This is a genomic window from Serratia sp. T13T92 (assembly GCF_047530105.1).
GTDB classification, from domain to species: Bacteria; Pseudomonadota; Gammaproteobacteria; order Enterobacterales; family Enterobacteriaceae; genus Chania; species Chania fonticola.
In genome coordinates this window covers 1-15,976 of the sequence record NZ_JBLJAK010000066.1, presented here as the reverse complement: position 1 = coordinate 15,976, position 15,976 = coordinate 1, and the positions used below count along the sequence as shown (strand labels likewise).

Annotated in this window: 14 protein-coding genes and 7 tRNA genes; 20 read left to right on the top strand and 1 reads right to left on the bottom strand. The window is 54.5% G+C overall.

Translation table 11 applies throughout. The annotated features are described in order from the left end of the window. The first annotated feature begins 104 nt into the window (after positions 1–104). The 9 genes from ACMV5I_RS27835 to ACMV5I_RS27795 all read left to right on the top strand — a co-directional run bounded on the left by ACMV5I_RS27835 (position 105) and on the right by ACMV5I_RS27795 (position 2,997). Entirely contained in the window at positions 105–437 is a 333-nt protein-coding gene (locus ACMV5I_RS27835) for a hypothetical protein (RefSeq protein ID WP_414825780.1), read from the top strand. Continuing rightward, complete coding sequence (gene asnB / locus ACMV5I_RS27830) at positions 407–2,071, top strand: asparagine synthase B (RefSeq protein ID WP_202726961.1); 1,665 nt, start codon at positions 407–409, stop codon at positions 2,069–2,071. The genes ACMV5I_RS27835 and asnB overlap by 31 nt, the downstream gene beginning before the upstream one ends. A gap of 217 nt (positions 2,072–2,288) precedes the next feature. Then, positions 2,289–2,365 (top strand) — tRNA-Met (locus ACMV5I_RS27825). 9 nt (positions 2,366–2,374) lie between these two features. Beyond that, positions 2,375–2,459, top strand: a tRNA-Leu gene (locus ACMV5I_RS27820). A gap of 30 nt (positions 2,460–2,489) precedes the next feature. Continuing rightward, positions 2,490–2,564 (top strand) — tRNA-Gln (locus ACMV5I_RS27815). A 41-nt stretch (positions 2,565–2,605) separates the two neighbouring features. Beyond that, positions 2,606–2,680 (top strand) — tRNA-Gln (locus ACMV5I_RS27810). 43 nt (positions 2,681–2,723) lie between these two features. Then, positions 2,724–2,798 (top strand) — tRNA-Gln (locus tag ACMV5I_RS27805). A gap of 29 nt (positions 2,799–2,827) precedes the next feature. Continuing rightward, positions 2,828–2,904: transfer RNA gene (locus ACMV5I_RS27800), tRNA-Met, on the top strand. Positions 2,905–2,922: 18 nt separating this feature from the next. Next, positions 2,923–2,997: transfer RNA gene (locus ACMV5I_RS27795), tRNA-Gln, on the top strand. Positions 2,998–3,086: 89 nt separating this feature from the next. Here ACMV5I_RS27795 and ubiF read toward each other — a convergent pair. Then, positions 3,087–4,268, bottom strand: coding sequence for a 3-demethoxyubiquinol 3-hydroxylase (ubiF, locus tag ACMV5I_RS27790; protein ID WP_414825779.1), 1,182 nt, complete (start codon positions 4,266–4,268; stop codon positions 3,087–3,089). Positions 4,269–4,444: 176 nt separating this feature from the next. On the opposite strand from ubiF, the gene miaB reads away from it, so the two are divergent. The 11 genes from miaB (at position 4,445) to rihA (ending at position 15,363) form a co-directional block, all read left to right on the top strand. Beyond that, positions 4,445–5,869, top strand: coding sequence for a tRNA (N6-isopentenyl adenosine(37)-C2)-methylthiotransferase MiaB (gene miaB / locus ACMV5I_RS27785; protein WP_261457074.1), 1,425 nt, complete (start codon positions 4,445–4,447; stop codon positions 5,867–5,869). 94 nt (positions 5,870–5,963) lie between these two features. Further along, positions 5,964–6,299 carry a zinc ribbon domain-containing protein YjdM gene (locus ACMV5I_RS27780; RefSeq protein ID WP_021179990.1) on the top strand — a complete coding sequence of 112 codons (336 nt, stop codon included), beginning with the start codon at positions 5,964–5,966 and terminating at the stop codon, positions 6,297–6,299. Between the two features lie 237 nt (positions 6,300–6,536). Continuing rightward, complete coding sequence (locus ACMV5I_RS27775) at positions 6,537–7,592, top strand: PhoH family protein (protein WP_024483192.1); 1,056 nt, start codon at positions 6,537–6,539, stop codon at positions 7,590–7,592. After that, positions 7,589–8,062 carry an rRNA maturation RNase YbeY gene (gene ybeY / locus ACMV5I_RS27770; protein ID WP_024483193.1) on the top strand — a complete coding sequence of 158 codons (474 nt, stop codon included), beginning with the start codon at positions 7,589–7,591 and terminating at the stop codon, positions 8,060–8,062. The genes ACMV5I_RS27775 and ybeY overlap by 4 nt, the downstream gene beginning before the upstream one ends. An 81-nt stretch (positions 8,063–8,143) precedes the next feature. Next, positions 8,144–9,022 (top strand): CNNM family magnesium/cobalt transport protein CorC, encoded by an 879-nt coding sequence (gene corC, locus ACMV5I_RS27765; protein ID WP_021179993.1) that lies wholly within the window; start codon positions 8,144–8,146, stop codon positions 9,020–9,022. Positions 9,023–9,029: 7 nt separating this feature from the next. Continuing rightward, the gene (gene lnt, locus ACMV5I_RS27760) at positions 9,030–10,559 is read left to right on the top strand and encodes an apolipoprotein N-acyltransferase (RefSeq protein ID WP_414825778.1); all 1,530 of its coding nucleotides are present in this window, start codon (positions 9,030–9,032) and stop codon (positions 10,557–10,559) included. Positions 10,560–10,922: 363 nt separating this feature from the next. After that, on the top strand, positions 10,923–11,819 hold the full coding sequence (locus ACMV5I_RS27755; RefSeq protein WP_414825777.1) for an amino acid ABC transporter substrate-binding protein: 897 nt from the start codon (positions 10,923–10,925) through the stop codon (positions 11,817–11,819). A gap of 201 nt (positions 11,820–12,020) precedes the next feature. Next, positions 12,021–12,761, top strand: coding sequence for an amino acid ABC transporter permease (locus ACMV5I_RS27750; RefSeq protein WP_024483197.1), 741 nt, complete (start codon positions 12,021–12,023; stop codon positions 12,759–12,761). Further along, a complete protein-coding gene (gltK, locus tag ACMV5I_RS27745) occupies positions 12,761–13,435 on the top strand; it encodes a glutamate/aspartate ABC transporter permease GltK (protein WP_021805327.1) in 675 nt (224 codons plus the stop codon). Before ACMV5I_RS27750 ends, gltK begins: the two co-directional genes overlap by 1 nt. Continuing rightward, entirely contained in the window at positions 13,435–14,160 is a 726-nt protein-coding gene (locus ACMV5I_RS27740) for an amino acid ABC transporter ATP-binding protein (RefSeq protein WP_021179998.1), read from the top strand. Before gltK ends, ACMV5I_RS27740 begins: the two co-directional genes overlap by 1 nt. A gap of 270 nt (positions 14,161–14,430) precedes the next feature. Continuing rightward, entirely contained in the window at positions 14,431–15,363 is a 933-nt protein-coding gene (gene rihA, locus ACMV5I_RS27735) for a pyrimidine-specific ribonucleoside hydrolase RihA (RefSeq protein WP_414825776.1), read from the top strand. Positions 15,364–15,976 lie beyond the last annotated feature (613 nt).

Sequence of the window (15,976 nt, the reverse complement as noted above, 5' to 3'; positions counted from 1 at the left end):
AACTGTTTGTAAAGGCACGATGAGGTCTCTTCTGTTTTGTTAGCGCAACCAGTAGATCACACTTCATCGTGCCTTTCATTTTTTTCTGGGGATTCCTCAGCCCTGTGGGAGAGGGTTGGGGTGAGGGAAAACATCGATCATCAAAAAGCCTGAAAATTTATCTCGCCCTCGCCTCATTCGGCAATAAATTAGATATTCGTCAATTTTTACCGCTAAAAAATGAATATCCGCTAATTTTAGCACCCCACCCCAAGACTATTTTTCAGCGTAACGTTAAATCGCTTGCATCTACCTCAGCTTTTGACGCATTTTCATTATCAGAAGGCAGCAAAGCCGCACCGCTACTGATCTGGCAGGCGCGCTGTACATCACATCACCGCCATAAAATGTCGTTAGGAGAGTTTGTATGTGTTCTATTTTCGGTGTGCTCGATCTGAAGTCCGATCCGGTTGAATTGCGTAAAAGAGCGTTGGAACTGTCGCGCCTGATGCGCCATCGCGGCCCAGACTGGTCCGGCGTCTACGCCAGCGATAAAGCCATTCTGGTTCACGAGCGCCTGTCGATTGTTGACGTGAATAACGGTGCCCAACCGCTGTACAACGCTGCGCACACCCACGTATTGGCGGTTAACGGTGAAATTTATAACCATCAAGCCCTGCGTCAGCAGTTGGGTGAGCATTATCAATTCCAGACTGGCTCCGACTGCGAAGTGATCCTGGCGCTGTATCAGGAAAAAGGCCCGAACTTCCTTGACGATCTGCAAGGTATGTTCGCCTTTGCCCTATACGACACGGAAAAAGACGCTTACCTGATTGGCCGTGACCACCTCGGCATCATCCCGCTGTATATGGGACACGATGAGCACGGCAACCTGTATGTCGCTTCTGAGATGAAGGCGCTGGTGCCGGTCTGCCGTAGCATTAAGGAATTCCCGGCGGGCAGCTACCTGTGGAGCCAGGACGGTGAAATCCGCGAATACTACCAGCGCGACTGGTTCGACTATGACAACGTCAAAGACAACGTCACCGATGCCAACGCTCTGCGCAACGCACTGGAAGAGTCGGTCAAAAGCCACCTGATGTCCGACGTGCCTTACGGCGTACTGCTCTCCGGCGGGCTGGATTCCTCGGTGATCTCTGCCATCACCAAAAAATATGCCGCCCGCCGGGTAGAAGATGATGAACGCAGTGAAGCCTGGTGGCCGCAGCTGCACTCCTTCGCCGTCGGGCTGGAAGGTTCCCCGGATCTGCGCGCAGCCCAAGAGGTCGCTAACCACCTTGGCACCGTCCACCATGAAATCCACTTCACGGTACAGGAAGGCCTGGATGCCATCCGCGATGTGATCTACCACATCGAAACTTATGACGTCACCACCATCCGCGCCTCCACGCCGATGTATCTGATGTCGCGCAAGATTAAAGCGATGGGCATCAAGATGGTGCTGTCTGGCGAAGGGGCCGATGAGGTGTTCGGTGGTTACCTGTACTTCCATAAGGCGCCAAATGCCAAAGAATTCCACGAGGAAACCGTGCGTAAACTGCTGGCGCTGCATATGTACGACTGCGCACGTGCCAACAAAGCGATGTCTGCCTGGGGGGTAGAAGCCCGCGTGCCGTTCCTGGATAAAAACTTCCTGGACGTGGCGATGCGCATCAACCCGCAGGATAAAATGTGCGGCAACGGTAAGATGGAGAAGCACATTCTTCGCCAATGCTTCGAGTCTTATCTGCCAGCTAGCGTGGCCTGGCGCCAGAAAGAGCAGTTCTCCGACGGTGTCGGTTACAGCTGGATCGATACGCTAAAAGAAGTCGCTGCCAAGCAGGTTAGCGATCAACAGCTTGAAACCGCACGTTTCCGCTTCCCGTACAACACGCCAAACAGCAAAGAAGGCTACCTGTACCGCGAGATTTTCGAAGAACTGTTCCCACTGCCGAGCGCGGCGGAATGTGTCCCTGGCGGCCCTTCCGTAGCCTGCTCATCGGCAAAAGCCATTGAATGGGACGAATCCTTCAAAAAGATGGATGACCCATCAGGCCGTGCCGTAGGCGTACACCAATCAGCCTATAAGTAAACCGTCACCGTTTTACCTTCGGCGGGCCTGATGGCCCGCTTTTTTGTGGATGTTTTCAACCGCTAACCCTCCGAATTGCCGTTTTTATCACCATACTGTTCACAACCCAGACAAACAAGCCGCCCAGTCGCTTTTTCGGGAAAAAACTAGTTGACGCAAATCGGCCATATACGCATAATGCGCCCCGCAACGCCGATGAAGGTTGAGCGAAAAAGATGGCTACGTAGCTCAGTTGGTTAGAGCACATCACTCATAATGATGGGGTCACAGGTTCGAATCCCGTCGTAGCCACCAATCTTTTTTGCGGGAGTGGCGAAATTGGTAGACGCACTAGATTTAGGTTCTAGCGCCGCAAGGTGTGCGAGTTCAAGTCTCGCCTCCCGCACCATTTTCTTTCATCAGTCGCGCATACAGCAGGTGGGGTATCGCCAAGCGGTAAGGCACTGGTTTTTGATACCAGCATTCCCTGGTTCGAATCCAGGTACCCCAGCCATCTTTTCAGATGGAACGCTGTAAAAAAGTTGATTATGCTATTGGGGTATCGCCAAGCGGTAAGGCACTGGTTTTTGATACCAGCATTCCCTGGTTCGAATCCAGGTACCCCAGCCATCTTTTCAGGATGGGGCGCAGTAAAAAAAGTTAATTGTGTTATTGGGGTATCGCCAAGCGGTAAGGCACTGGTTTTTGATACCAGCATTCCCTGGTTCGAATCCAGGTACCCCAGCCATACAACACCGTTAACCAGCAACATAAAATGGCTACGTAGCTCAGCTGGTTAGAGCACATCACTCATAATGATGGGGTCACAGGTTCAAATCCCGTCGTAGCCACCATGCTTTCTGCTTTACAATTGGGGTGTCGCCAAGCGGTAAGGCTCTGGTTTCTGATACCAGCATACCCAGGTTCGAATCCTGGCACCCCAGCCAAATTTAGAAAAGCTCGCTTCGGCGGGCTTTTTGCTTTTCTGAGTTTCTGCGTTTGGATTAATGGGCGCAACATGCGGCGCCCCATGTCATCACAGACCTAATGCATACTTCAGCGCCCGCTCTTTCAGCTTGCCCGCCCTTTCCGCCACCATCAGTGCCAGATTGCGCGCCACGCCCAGCGGAGCCAGGTTATTGCTGAAGGCGGTATAGAACAGATCCATGCCGCTTTGCATCAGCAGGTTATCGGTGCGACGACGGCGCTGATAGCGCATCAGCACTTCTTCACTCGCCCAATCCTCTCCCTGCTCACGGGCGTCGGCTACGATCTCCAGTAACGCATCCACATCGCGATAGCCAAGGTTCACCCCCTGCCCGGCCAGCGGGTTGATGGTATGCGCGGCATCGCCGAGTAGCACCAACCCGGATTGCACATAGCGTTGCGCGTGGCAGCGCACCAGTGGGAAAGATCCGGCGGCATGAGCCTTCACTGCCCCCAAGCGGGATGGGAAAGCTGCCGCAATCTCTTGTTCGAGCTGCGCCATAGGTAACGCCTGCAACTGGCGAATACGCTGCGGGCTGTCATACCACACCAGCGTTGCCCACTGGTCGTACAGCGGCAGGAACGCGCGTGGGCCAGAGGGAAGGAATTGCTGCCAGGTCACATCCTGCTGCGGTTGATCGGTTTCCACGGTGATCAACATACACGCCTGGCGGTATTGCCAACCGCTGGTGCCAATCGCCGCCAGCTTGCGTACCTGTGAGTGAGCACCATCGGCACCCACCACTAAACGCGTCTGTAGGGTCTCTGACGAGCTTAACGTCACCTGCCATTGGTCATCGGCTCGATGCATCGCCTGTAGCCTTGCAGGGCAGTACAGCGTTAAATTCTCGCACTGCGCCAACTGCTGCCATAAAGCGAGCTGCAAAATACGGTTCTCGACCATGAAACCCAACTCTGGCAGCCCCAGCGTGGCCGCATCAAACGCCACCCGAGAGGACTCCCATTCCCAGGTTTCCAGCCTGCGATACGGTGCCGATCTCATCTGCAACACCGCAGGCCAGGCATCAAGCTGCTTCAACAAGCCAACGGAGGTGCAGCCAATAGCGGAGATCCGCAGGTCCGGCGGGCTTTGGGGATCGAACGTCTCGGGAGCCTCGTGCTCTAACAAAGCGACCGACAACCCAGCGCGAGCCAGCCCCAGCGCGGCGGCGGCTCCTACCATCCCACCGCCAACCACCACGGCATCAAAGCGTTTTTGAGAAGTGTTCATTTTGGCTATACTTTTGGTTAATTAGGCATCTTGGCTCAGTGTACCGGATTTTTAATCTGGCTTCAGGTCGCATGCTACTGCCACGTCGCTGGTCACCAGCGCGCCAAATGATTACAATGGCCTTCCTGCATGGCGCGTAACGCAACTTTCTCTCCGCACTGAGTAATGGCAAGTCAATGACGAAAAAACTACATATCAAAACCTGGGGCTGCCAGATGAATGAGTACGACTCATCGAAAATGGCAGATTTACTGGGAAGCACACACGGCTTCGAGTGGACTGAAAACGCTGAAGAAGCGGACGTGTTGCTGCTCAATACCTGCTCGATCCGCGAGAAGGCGCAGGAAAAGGTTTTCGCGTTGTTGGGCCGTTGGAAGCAACTGAAAAAGAACAACCCCGATCTGATTATTGGCGTCGGCGGCTGCGTTGCTTCACAGGAAGGGGAACATCTGCGCCAGCGCGCGCCCTGCGTTGACATCGTTTTTGGCCCGCAGACATTGCACCGCCTGCCGGAGATGATCAACCACGTGCGCGGCTCGCATAGCCCAATCGTGGACATCAGCTTCCCGGAAATCGAAAAGTTCGACCGCCTGCCGGAACCCCGTGCCGATGGGCCAACCGCCTTCGTCTCGATCATGGAAGGCTGCAACAAATACTGTACTTTCTGCGTGGTGCCTTACACCCGCGGTGAGGAAGTCAGCCGCCCAAGCGATGATGTCCTGTTTGAAGTCGCTCAGCTGGCCGCCCAGGGGGTACGTGAAGTGAACCTGCTGGGCCAGAACGTCAACGCCTATCGTGGCGCAACCTTTGATGGTGGCATCTGCTCATTTGCCGAACTGCTGCGCCTGGTGGCCTCCATCGACGGGATCGATCGCATCCGCTTTACCACCAGCCACCCGATTGAGTTCAGCGATGACATTATCGCGGTATATGAAGATACGCCCGAGCTGGTCAGCTTCCTGCATCTGCCGGTACAAAGCGGTTCAGATCGCATTCTGACCATGATGAAACGTGCCCACACGGCGCTGGAATACAAAGCGATTATTCGTAAGCTGCGTCAGGCTCGGCCCAATATCCAGTTCAGCTCCGATTTCATTATCGGTTTCCCAGGGGAAACCCAGGCCGACTTTGAACAGACCATGAATCTGATTGCCCAGGTGAATTTCGACACCAGCTTCAGCTTTATCTACTCTTCGCGTCCCGGTACCCCGGCGGCAGACATGGTTGACGACGTCAGCGAAGAAGAGAAAAAACAGCGTCTGTATCTGCTGCAAGAACGGATCAACCAGCAGGTGATGCAGTTCAGCCGCCGTATGCTGGGCACCGTGCAGCGTATTCTGGTCGAGGGCACCTCACGCAAGAGCGTGATGGAACTCTCTGGCCGCACCGAATGCAACCGGACGGTCAACTTTGAAGGCACCCCAGATTTGATCGGCCAGTTCGTCGACGTCGAAATTACTGAAGTGTTAACCAATTCTCTGCGCGGTACCCTGATCCGCACCGAACAGCAGATGGAACTGCGCGTGCATCAATCCCCTCAAGCGGTGATTGCACGTACCCGTAAGGAAGATGAGCTGGGCGTCGGTAGCTACCAACCCTGATCGCCCCGCCACCTTGGCATTTTCCTTTTTCTCTGCCGGGCAGTCATTGTCCGGTAATTTTGTTTTTTTATTTTGATTATGAGGCGACACAATAATGCAACTCCCACACTGCCCGAAGTGCAATTCCGAATACACCTACCAGGATAACGCCCTGTTCATCTGCCCTGAGTGCGCCCATGAGTGGAGCGACAGCGCGGCCGTTGAAGATGCCGATACCCTGATTGTCAAAGATGCCAACGGTAACCTGCTGGCCGATGGCGATGCGGTGACCGTGGTAAAGGATCTGAAGGTCAAAGGCAGTTCTTCCATGTTGAAGATCGGCACCAAGGTGAAGAACATCCGCCTGGTCGAAGGCGATCACAACATCGATTGTAAAATCGACGGCTTTGGCCCGATGAAGCTGAAATCCGAATTTGTGAAGAAGAGCTGATTTCCGCTGTTAACCACGGGGCGGATATATGCGCCCCCTACCATTTCAGGGCGAATGTATTCGCCCTCCCCCCTTGAATTCCCTTCACTGCGCACAGATAGATCAGAGGTAAACTTGCGCCGGTGCGGTACACCATGAATAATTCAGGGTAGAGCTGTTCGGGGGTTGCCCTGAATGCCCGCGCTGAAATCGCGTTACGTGACATCAACCAGGCCCTGTTGAGCCTTGAGGAATCGTTTGAACGTCGCAACACAAGAAATCCTGTTGGAGCCCGCAGATAACCAACGCCTGTTGAGCCTGTGCGGCCCGTTTGATGACAACATCAAACAACTCGAACGTCGGCTGGGGATTGAAATCAACCGCCGTGACAACCGTTTCAAGCTGGTCGGTAAAAACCTGTGCGTGGTTGCCGCCGCCGATATTCTGCGCCATCTGTATGTGGATACCGCGCCGATCCGTGGCGTGACCCCAGATATCGATCCGGAACAGATCCACCTGGCCATCAAAGAGAGCCGGGTGCTGGAGCAGGTGGCAGACAGCGTGCCGGATTACGGCAAATCGGTCACCATCAAGACCAAACGCGGCATGGTGAAACCCCGCACGCCTAACCAGGCGCAATACATCGCCAATATTTTCGCCCATGACATCACCTTTGGCGTTGGCCCGGCGGGTACCGGTAAAACCTATCTGGCGGTTGCGGCTGCGGTAGATGCTCTGGAGCGCCAGGAAATCCGGCGTATCCTGCTGACCCGCCCGGCGGTTGAAGCTGGCGAGAAGCTGGGCTTCCTGCCGGGAGATCTGAGCCAGAAAGTCGACCCGTATCTGCGCCCGCTGTATGACGCCCTGTTTGAAATGCTGGGCTTCGAGCGCGTGGAAAAGCTGATCGAGCGTAACGTGATCGAAGTTGCGCCGCTGGCCTACATGCGTGGCCGTACGCTGAATGACGCCTTTATCATTCTCGATGAAAGCCAGAACACCACCATCGAACAGATGAAGATGTTCCTGACGCGTATCGGTTTCAATTCGAAAGCGGTGATCACCGGCGACGTGACCCAGATCGACCTGCCACGTAATCAGAAATCCGGCCTGCGCCATGCGGTGGAAGTGCTGTCTGAGGTGGAAGAGATCAGCTTTAACTTCTTCCACAGCGAAGACGTGGTGCGCCACCCGGTAGTGGCCCGTGTGGTGGTCGCCTATGAAGCCTGGGAAGCCGCCGAACAAAAACGCAAAGATGCCATCGCCGAACAACGTAGACGTGAGGCACCGGTTGCCTCCGAACAGGAAACACCATGAGCCAGGTTATTCTGGATTTACAAATTGCCTGCGCCAGCAGTGAAGGATTACCGGATGAAGCCACCTTCCAGCGCTGGCTGGAAGGGGTATTACCACAGTTTCAGGAAGAGGCCGAAGTCACCATCCGCCTGGTGGATGAGGCGGAAAGCAATGAGCTGAATCTGACCTATCGTGGTAAAGACAAGCCCACCAACGTGTTATCATTCCCGTTCGAGGCACCGCCGGAAGTCGAACTGCCGCTGTTGGGTGATTTGATTATTTGCCGTCAAGTGGTTGAACAGGAAGCGGTTGAACAACAGAAAGCGCTGGAAGCACACTGGGCGCATATGGTTGTTCACGGTAGCCTTCATCTGCTAGGGTATGACCACATCGAAGACGATGAAGCCGAAGAAATGGAATCTTTGGAAACCGAGATAATGCAGGAGATGGGTTACCCAGACCCTTACCTCGCGGAAAAAGATCCCATCTGATGTTAGCTGAGCACCCCGCAGCCCCGATTGGGGCTGTCGCTAATTTTGATAACTCAATAGAGTGATATTAACTAAAACGCCATGAGCGACGACCATTCACAAAGCAATGACAGCCCCAGTCCCAAGAAGGGGTTCTTTACTCTTATCCTTAACCAGCTGTTCCACGGTGAACCAAAAAACCGTGGCGATCTGGTAGAGCTGATCCGTGATTCCGAGCAAAACGACCTGATCGATCCCGATACCCGTGACATGCTGGAAGGCGTGATGGATATCGCCGAGCAGCGCGTGCGCGACATCATGATCCCACGCTCCCAGATGGTGACGCTCAAGCGTAACCAGACGCTGGAAGAGTGCCTGGACGTGATTATCGAATCCGCCCACTCGCGCTTCCCGGTGATCAGCGAAGATAAAGATCACATCGAAGGCATTCTGATGGCCAAGGACCTGCTGCCGTTTATGCGCGCAGACTCCGAGCCGTTCAGCATCGACAAGGTGCTGCGTACCGCCGTGGTGGTACCGGAAAGCAAGCGGGTTGACCGGATGCTGAAGGAGTTCCGCTCCCAGCGTTATCACATGGCGATTGTCATTGATGAATTCGGCGGTGTCTCTGGCCTGGTGACCATCGAAGATATTCTGGAGCTGATTGTCGGGGAAATTGAGGACGAATATGACGATGAAGAAGATCGTGACGTTCGCCAACTGAGCCGCCACATGTTCACCGTGCGGGCGCTGGCGCCGATCGAAGACTTCAACGACACCTTCGGCACCCATTTCAGCGACGATGAGGTGGACACCATCGGCGGCCTGGTGATGCAGGCCTTCGGCCACCTGCCAGCGCGCGGGGAAACCATTGAAATCGAAGGTTACCTCTTTAAAGTTGCGATGGCCGACAGTCGACGTATCATCCAGGTTCATGTCAAAATTCCGGACGACGCCCCGCAACCGAAACTGGAAGAATAACTTACACATGGCTAAAGCCTCATTACTAGATCGCCAGCGGGTTCGCGCCCTGCTGGCGCTTTTGACCGGTGCCTGTGGCACGCTGGCCTTCTCCCCTTACGATATCTGGCCTGCGGCCATTGTTTCGCTGTGCGGCCTGTTGGCCGTGACCCTCAACCGCACTACCAAACAATCCGCCCTGCTCGGTTTCTGCTGGGGTATGGGGCTGTTCGGTAGCGGCGTGAACTGGGTTTACGTCAGCATTGCCGATTTCGGCGGTATGCCGTTTGCCATCAATATTTTCCTGGTTGTGCTGCTGGCCGCCTATCTTTCGCTGTATACCGGTTTGTTCGCCGGTTTGCTGACGCGGATCTGGCCACGGACCACTTGGTGGCGGCTGGCCATTGCCGCCCCGGCTCTATGGCAACTGACCGAGTTCCTGCGCGGTTGGGTGCTGACCGGTTTCCCCTGGTTGCAATTTGGTTATACCCAGATCGATGGTCCGCTGAAAGGCATTGCGCCATTGCTCGGCGTGGACGCGATCACGCTGATGCTGATGTCCCTCAGCGGCCTGCTGGTATTTGCCCTCAATCAGCGGCGCATCACTCCGGCGGTCATTGCTATCGCCATGCTGTTACTGCCGTGGCCGCTGCGCCAGATCCACTGGTTTACGCCGCAGCCGGATAAAGCGGTGAACGTCGCCATGGTGCAGGGCAATATCGAGCAGTCGATGAAGTGGGATCCGAAGGCGTTGCTCAGTACGCTGCAAACCTATCTGGATGAGAGCCGTCCGCTGATGGGCAAAGTGCCGATCATCATCTGGCCGGAGTCCGCCATTCCCGATGTAGAGAGCAATCAGAACGGTTTCCTGACCATGATGGACGATCTGATGCGCGCCAAGAACAGCAGCCTGATCACCGGTATCGTGGACGCTCGCGCTACGCAGCAAGGTACGCAGTTCTTCAACAGCGTGATCGTGCTTGGCGAGGAACAGCCTTACAACTACCCGGCAGCCAATCGCTATGACAAACATCACCTGGTGCCATTTGGTGAGTTTGTGCCGCTGGAAACGCTGCTGCGCCCATTGGCTCCGTTATTCGACCTGCCGATGTCCTCGTTCAGCCGTGGTAATTATGTGCAGCCACAGCTCAGCGTCCGCGGTTATAACCTAACGGCAGCCATCTGCTATGAAATCGTGCTGGGCCAGCAGGTGCGCGATAACTTCCGTCCGGATACCAACTTCCTGCTGACCGTGTCCAACGATGCCTGGTTCGGCCATTCCATCGGCCCATGGCAGCACTTCCAGATGGCGCGTATGCGTTCATTGGAGCTGGGCAGGCCGTTGCTGCGTAGCACCAATAACGGTATCACCGCCGTCGTTGGCCCAACCGGCGAAGTGTTGGCATCCATCCCACAGTTCACCCGCAAGGTGCTGGAAGTGAAGGTGACACCAACTACCGGCATCACGCCGTATGCCCGCCTTGGCTCTGCGCCAGTGTGGATCATCACCGTGCTGCTGGGTGGCATCGCGCTGCTCATTAGCTGGCGCCGCAGATAAGTTCTCTTTGGGCACGGTGCCTTACCGTGCCCTCTTCATTTCTTGTTGCCCCTTCCCTTCTGATGTTTCTGGCATGCTCCTTGCTTTAATTACCCTGTAGAACGTTGCTGATTTACTTTAACTGACATCTTGTCGCATCCGTGCACAACTCCAGCGCAAGTCTCGCACCCCAGTGGTGCATCAGGGGTTTTTTGCATTCATTTGGTGCGCGTGATGTCGCAAAAAATGAAACAACTTAGTTTCATCTTGTTCACAATCGGTTATTTTCTATCGTAAATCGGCATTAGGACTATCTTTATAGCTCAGCCGTATTAACCCGCCCTCCCTGAGTGCGGGCAATCACAACAGCACAGGAGTTGGACCATGCAAATGCGCAAATTGGCGTTATCGTTACTGCTGATCGGGATGGCGAGTAGCGTAGCCCATGCGGAAGAACTGACCGGTACGCTGAAGAAAATCAAAGATAACGGCGTGATTGTTGTTGGCCACCGTGAATCCTCAGTTCCGTTCTCCTACTACGATAATCAGCAGAAAGTTGTGGGTTACTCCCAGGACTATTCCAACCAAATCGTTGATGCCATCAAGAAGAAATTGAACGAGCCTAATCTGCAGGTGAAAATGCTGCCGATCACCTCGCAAAACCGCATTCCATTGTTGCAAAACGGCACCTTCGATTTTGAGTGTGGCTCTACCACCAACAACCTCGAGCGCCAGAAACAGGCGGCATTCTCTGATACCATCTTCGTCGTCGGTACCCGTCTCCTGGTCAAGAAAGGCTCCGACATCAAAGACTTTAAAGATCTGGCCGGTAAAGCCGTGGTCGTCACTTCAGGCACCACTTCCGAAGTGTTGCTCAACAAGCTGAACGACAAAGATCAGATGAAAATGCGCATCATCAGTGCCAAAGACCACGGCGATTCCTTCCGCACCCTGGAAAGTGGCCGTGCGGTGGCGTTTATGATGGATGATGCCCTGCTGGCAGGCGAACGCGCCAAGGCCAAACAGCCGGATCAGTGGGAAATCATTGCCACTCCGCAGTCCAAAGAAGCCTATGGCTGCATGATGCGTAAAGACGATCCACAGTTCAAAAAACTGGTGGATGAAACTATCGCTCAAGCTCAGACCTCTGGCCAGGCTGCCAAATGGTTTGAGGTCTGGTTCAAACAGCCAATTCCACCGAAAAACCTCAACATGAACTTCGACCTGTCTGACGACATGAAGCAGTTGTTTAAAGAGCCGAACGACAAAGCATTGAACTAATCTAAAAAGATCAAGCCAGCCAAGCTGGCTGTTGTAGATGACTGTAATAGGGCAGACAGGTATGCGGGGGGCCGTTCCCCTCCCGCATTCTTTCCTAAACACGACTCAAGGCACACCAAAAAGCCAGCCTGACTGGCGTGCGCCACGATTGAACGGTCATCAAGTTGTAAGGTGTTCTGCACCTGTTTAACGGAGTTCGTTATGTCAATAGATTGGAACTGGGGTATCTTTCTGCAGCAGGCCCCGTTTGGGAATACCACCTACCTGGGCTGGATCTGGTCCGGCTTTCAGGTTACGGTCGCCCTCTCCGTCTGTGCATGGATTATTGCCTTCTTTGTCGGTTCACTGTTCGGTATCTTGCGTACCGTACCCAACCGTTTTCTCTCCTCACTAGGTACCTGTTACGTCGAACTGTTCCGTAACGTGCCGCTAATCGTGCAATTCTTTACCTGGTATCTGGTAATGCCGGAGCTACTCCCAGCCGATCTCGGCATGTGGTTCAAGAGCGAGCTCGATCCCAACGTGCAATTCTTTGTTTCTTCCATGCTGTGCCTTGGGCTGTTTACCGCTGCGCGCGTTTGCGAACAGGTGCGTGCCGCAATCCAATCCCTGCCCCGCGGCCAGCAGGCGGCCGGGCTGGCAATGGGCCTGACGCTGCCACAAACCTATCGCTACGTGTTGCTGCCCAACGCCTATCGAGTGATCGTGCCGCCGATGACCTCGGAAATGCTCAACCTGGTAAAAAACTCCGCCATTGCCTCAACCATCGGGCTGGTGGATATGGCCGCTCAGGCCGGGAAGCTGCTGGATTACTCCGCACACGCCTATGAATCCTTTACTGCCATCACCCTCGCCTATGTCGCTATCAACGCCGTCATCATGCTGTTTATGCGTATTGTCGAGAAGAAAGTGCAGTTACCTGGCCATATGGGGAGTAAATAATGTACCAATTTGATTGGGGATCGATTGTCCCAAGCTTCCCGTATCTGCTGCAAGGGCTGGTCGTCACGCTGAAAATCACCGTGACGGCTATTGTGTTCGGTATCCTCTGGGGCACCGTTTTGGCGGTGATGCGCCTGTCGCCGATCAAGCCGATCAGCTGGTTTGCGGCGCTGTACGTCAACCTGTTCCGCTCCGTACCGCTGGTGATGGTGCTGCTGTGGTTCTATCTGGTCGTTCCAAGCTTATTACAACAAGTTCTTGGGCTATCACCGAAAACCGATATTCGCCTTATCTCGGCTATGGTAGCCTTTTCGCTGTTTGAAGCCGCCTACTACTCGGAAATTATCCGGGCAGGTATTGAAAGCGTCTCGCGCGGTCAGTCCTCTGCCTCGCTGGCGTTGGGCATGACCCAGTGGCAATCGATGCGGCTGGTGATCTTGCCGCAAGCGTTCCGCGCCATGGTGCCGCTGCTGCTGACCCAGGGGATCGTGTTGTTCCAGGATACCTCCCTGGTGTACGTACTAAGCCTGGCCGACTTCTTCCGCACCGCTTCAACCATTGGTGAGCGTGACGGTACGCAGGTGGAAATGATCCTGTTCGCCGGTTTGGTCTATTTTGTTATCAGTCTCGCCGCCTCGGCGCTGGTAAGCTATTTGAAGAAAAGGACTGTTTGATGATATCCCTGAAAAATGTTTCTAAGTGGTACGGTCACTTTCAGGTTCTGACCGACTGCACCACCGAAGTCAAAAAAGGCGAAGTGGTGGTGGTCTGCGGTCCTTCCGGTTCAGGTAAATCGACCCTGATTAAAACCGTCAACGGGCTCGAGCCGATCCAGAAAGGCGATATCGAGGTTAACGGCATTCAGGTCAACAACAAGAGCACCAACTTGGCGCAACTGCGCTCCAAAGTGGGGATGGTGTTCCAGCATTTTGAACTGTTCCCTCACCTGTCGATCATTGAAAACCTGACGCTGGCGCAGGTTAAAGTCCTCAAGCGCGACAAGGCAGCCTCACGCGATAAAGCCCTGAAACTGCTGGAGCGCGTGGGCCTGTCGGCACATGCCGAAAAGTTCCCTGGGCAGCTCTCTGGTGGCCAGCAGCAGCGTGTGGCGATTGCCCGTGCGCTGTGTATGGATCCGATCGCCATGCTGTTTGATGAGCCCACCTCGGCGCTCGATCCGGAAATGATCAACGAAGTGCTGGACGTGATGGTCAAGCTGGCGCAGGAAGGGATGACCATGATGGTGGTGACCCACGAAATGGGCTTTGCCCGTAAGGTGGCCCACCGGGTGATCTTTATGGATGAAGGGAAGATTGTGGAAGACACCAATAAAGATGACTTCTTCAACAACCCGCAGTCCGAGCGTGCCAAAGACTTCCTGGCCAAAATCCTGCATTGATGTACCAGATGCGCCCTGGCCACAGGGCGCATCAATAGTGCTTGTTTGTTTCGCACTTTCCCCCGATCCTCATAGACCCCGATGAACTTAAAGCTGCCGCTAGCAAGACGACACGTAAATACCCTATAGATTTCAAGTTGCAGCTAGGCGACAAGCTATCTCATCCCCAGGAGCTTACGTTTTTGTAAGTGACTGGGGTGAGATAGCGCAGGTAACAACGCTGCAGCTTGAAAGATGACGGGTATAACGATAACGCTGAAGGAGAAAGTGATGCCCCGCCCTATTATTATCGATTGTGATCCAGGTCTTGATGACGCTATTGCCCTTGCCATGGCTCTACGCGCCCCTACGTTAGATGTTAAAGCCGTCACCACTTCCGCTGGTAACCAGACACCGCAAAAAACCCTGCATAACGCCCTTGGCCTGCTGACGCTAATGCAACGGCAAGATGTCCTGGTTGCTGGCGGTGCCGCCAAGCCCTTGATGCGCGATCTGGTGATTGCCGATTACGTGCACGGTGATACCGGTATGGGCAACACCCATCTGCCAGCACCGGATTTCCAGCCTGTAAAACAAACTGCGGTCGAGTTGATTGCCGATCTGCTGCGTACCAGCCCAGAGCCGATTACGCTGGTGGTCACCGGCCCGATGACCAATATTGCCTTGCTGCTGTCACAGCACTCAGAGTTGAAAAGCAAGATTGAACGCATCGTGTTTATGGGCGGTGGGATGAATGCAGGCAACACCACGCCGGTGGCCGAATTCAATATCTACGTCGATCCGGAAGCGGCCGAAATCGTGCTGCAATCCGGCGTACCGCTGACCATGGCCGGGTTGAACGTCACCCATCAGGCATTGGTGTTACCGCAGGATATCGAGCGCATCCGCAGCATTAATAATCCGGTGGCGGCAGCGGTAGCCAGCATGCTCGATTTCTACCTGCCGTTATATCTCAGCCACCCGCGTGGCCTGCCGGGTGCCGCCATGCACGACCCTTGCACCATCGCCTGGCTGCTGGCCCCGGAGCTGTTTGAAAGCCGTGAGCTGTGGGTGGGTGTGGAGACCCAGGGCCAATACACCGTGGGCATGACGGTAGTGGATGAGTTTGGCCAAAACGGTAAACCGGCCAACGTCGAGGTGTTGACCCATATCAACCGCCAGGGCTTTATCGATCTGATGGTCGAGTGCGTTTCACGTTATTAAATGACCCCTCACCCTAACCCTCTCCCACAGGGAGAGGGAACCGATCGAGCGGGACTGAAAATATGGTGATGCACCTAGGATAAGAGGACTCGCTGATTATTCTATGTAATGTCTTTATTCCCTACTTCCCGAAGCAGCACGAACCAACCAAGCGCTCCGAACAGCCTCCTCGCCCTGTGGGATATGAGTCCGATCGAGCTAACCTGAAAATACGATGATGCACCTTGGATGAAAGGACTCGCTGATTATTCTGTGTAATGTCTTTATTCCCTACTTCCCGAAGCAGCACGAACCAACCACGCGCGCCGAACAGCCCCCTCGCCCTCTGGGAGAGGGTTGGGGTGAGGGGAAAGAACGTGCCACATCCTCAACTACGTTATCTACATCAGTCCTGTAACAAACTAACACCTGCAACTGAGCACAACTCAGAACTCACTTTTTACCGCTACGCCGAAGCTTGTAGCAGGTGGGGATCATGCAGGTTAGCCGACCGTTGAGCGCAGGGATAATGAGATGGACGCTCCTACCACGGCATCGCAATGTGCCACAATTTGAGTGTCTAACCTCAACAGCAGGAGCGTCCAAATGAAAGTATCGACTCTTGGTATCGACT